This is a genomic window from Streptomyces phytophilus (genome assembly GCF_013870535.1).
Taxonomy (GTDB): domain Bacteria; phylum Actinomycetota; class Actinomycetes; order Streptomycetales; family Streptomycetaceae; genus Streptomyces; species Streptomyces phytophilus.
This window is the reverse complement of the sequence record NZ_JACBXC010001176.1, coordinates 1-1,870: the sequence shown is the minus strand read 5'-3', so window position 1 is coordinate 1,870 and position 1,870 is coordinate 1. Positions and strand designations below refer to the sequence as shown.

3 protein-coding genes and 1 pseudogene are annotated in these 1,870 nt (G+C 73.6%); 2 read left to right on the top strand and 2 right to left on the bottom strand.

Annotated features, from left to right (window positions below):
• Positions 1 to 434, bottom strand: a pseudogene (locus H5J30_RS30455) (molybdopterin-binding oxidoreductase); the annotation flags it as partial.
• Positions 435 to 481: 47 nt separating this feature from the next.
• On the opposite strand from H5J30_RS30455, the gene H5J30_RS30450 reads away from it, so the two are divergent.
• Positions 482 to 745, top strand: a complete 264-nt coding sequence (locus H5J30_RS30450; RefSeq protein WP_374101040.1) for a FitA-like ribbon-helix-helix domain-containing protein — start codon at positions 482 to 484, stop codon at positions 743 to 745.
• On the top strand, positions 742 to 1,143 hold the full coding sequence (locus H5J30_RS30445; protein WP_181790661.1) for a type II toxin-antitoxin system VapC family toxin: 402 nt from the start codon (positions 742 to 744) through the stop codon (positions 1,141 to 1,143). Before H5J30_RS30450 ends, H5J30_RS30445 begins: the two co-directional genes overlap by 4 nt.
• 7 nt (positions 1,144 to 1,150) lie before the next feature.
• On the opposite strand, the gene H5J30_RS30440 is transcribed toward H5J30_RS30445, so the two are convergent.
• A partial coding sequence (locus tag H5J30_RS30440) for an aldo/keto reductase (protein ID WP_181790659.1) occupies positions 1,151 to 1,870 on the bottom strand: 720 nt, incomplete at its 5' end.

Here is a 1,870-nt window from a genome sequence, read left to right as displayed (position 1 = left end):
AGCGCGTCTCCGGGGCTGGGCGCGGCGGCGGCGCCCAGGACGCCGAAGGCCAGCACGCCGGCCGATCCGGTACGCCGCATCCGTAGCGTCAGCACGCCGAGGGCCACGGCGAAGAGCGCCAGCAGCACCAGCACGCCCGACTTGAGGACCAGCTTGTCGTCCTCGCCGAAGTTCCGGATCGCCCAGTCCTTGACGGCGGCCGGCGTCGCGTCGACGACGGCCGCGCCCACGGCGTTCAACGGCGCCGCCTCGACCCGTACCCCGACGGCCGCCAACTCGGCGACCCCCAGCGCCGCCCCGGCGGCGATCAGCCCGCACACCCCGGCGGCGGCAAGCACCGCGGCGGTACGTGCGCGGGCGGCCGGCGCGGCGGCGGTGCGCGCGGCGGCGGTGCGCCGGGCGCGGCGGGCAGGGGATCGCAGTGGGCTCCTCACACCCCCCATTCGAGGCCGCCCCCGCCGCGGATTGGTCCGAGTTTCGGATGCAGGCATTACGCTGGGAATGCAGGTATTATGCATGCATGACTGCCGTGACGATTCGTGACGTGTCCGAAGACACCTTGAGAGCGATCAAGGTTCGTGCTGCCCAGGAAGGGAAGTCCCTGCAGGGCTTCCTGCACGAGTTGATCGAACGTGAGGCGACCATCCCCACGATGGACGAGATCGTCGCGCGCATCCGCGGGCACGCCTCGGTCGACCTCACCGACGTGGACACCGCCGCGCTCACGGACGAGGAGCACCGTTGATCGTCGTCGACTCGTCCGCCGTCGTCGACCTGCTCGTCGACAGCGGTGCCAGGGGCAAGGCCGCCGCCCGCCACCTGGCCGGCGAGAGCCTGCTCTCCGCCCCGTACCTCATCGACACCGAGGTCGCCTCTGTGCTGCTGCGCCTGGAGCGCGCCGGGATGCTCGCAGGGGACAAGACCACACGGGCAGTGACCGACTACCGGACCCTGCACATCCGCCGGCACGAGCACCTGCCACTGCTGGAGCGCGTACGCCAGCTCGGGAGCGTGCGTTCCTACGACGCCTTCTACGTCGCCCTTGCCGAGGGACTGGATGCTCCGCTGCTGACCTCCGACGCCAGACTCGCCCGCGCACCAGGCCCGCGGTGTCGCATCATCGACCTCAACGACGAGACCTGACGGGCGATCAGCCCCCGGGTGTGGGGACGTGCGGGGGTAGCAGGCCCGTGGATCTGGCCGTGGTCCACAGGGCTTCCGGGACCGGGTGGGTGAACGCGGTCGCCGTGTCGGCCACTTCCGCCGGGGTGCGGGCGCCGACCACGACGCTCGTCACCGCCGGGTGGCCGAACGGGAAGGCGAGCGCCGCCGCCGCCGGGGGGACGGCGTAGCGGTCGCAGAGGGCGTGCCAGGCCGCGACGCGGTCGGCGAGGGCGGCGGGGATCGTGGCGTAGCCGTGGGGGGCGTCGGGGCGGGGGTCCGTGAGCAGGCCGGACTGGTAGACGCCCGCCGCCAGCACCGCGACCCCGCGCGCCGCGCACAGCGCCAGCAGTTCGTCGAGCCCCGTATGGTCCAGCAGGTTGTAGCGGCCCGCGAGCATCACGCAGTCCGGCCCCGGCGCCGCCGCCTCGCGGAGGTAACGCGCCGCCACCGGCGCGTGGTTGACGCCGATCGACACCGCGCCGACCGTGCCGCGCGCGCGGAGTTCGGCCAGCGCCCGGTAGGCGTCGGTGACGGCGACGGGGTAGTCCTCGTCCGGGTCGTGGACGTGCAGCACGTCGATCCGGTCGAGCCCGAGCCGCCCCAGGCTGTCCTCGACGGAGCGCATGACACCGCGGTACGAGTAGTCCCGCCGCGGCCCGACGCCGGGCGGCGGGTCTGCCCAGATCGGCTGCGTGTCGGTGCCGCC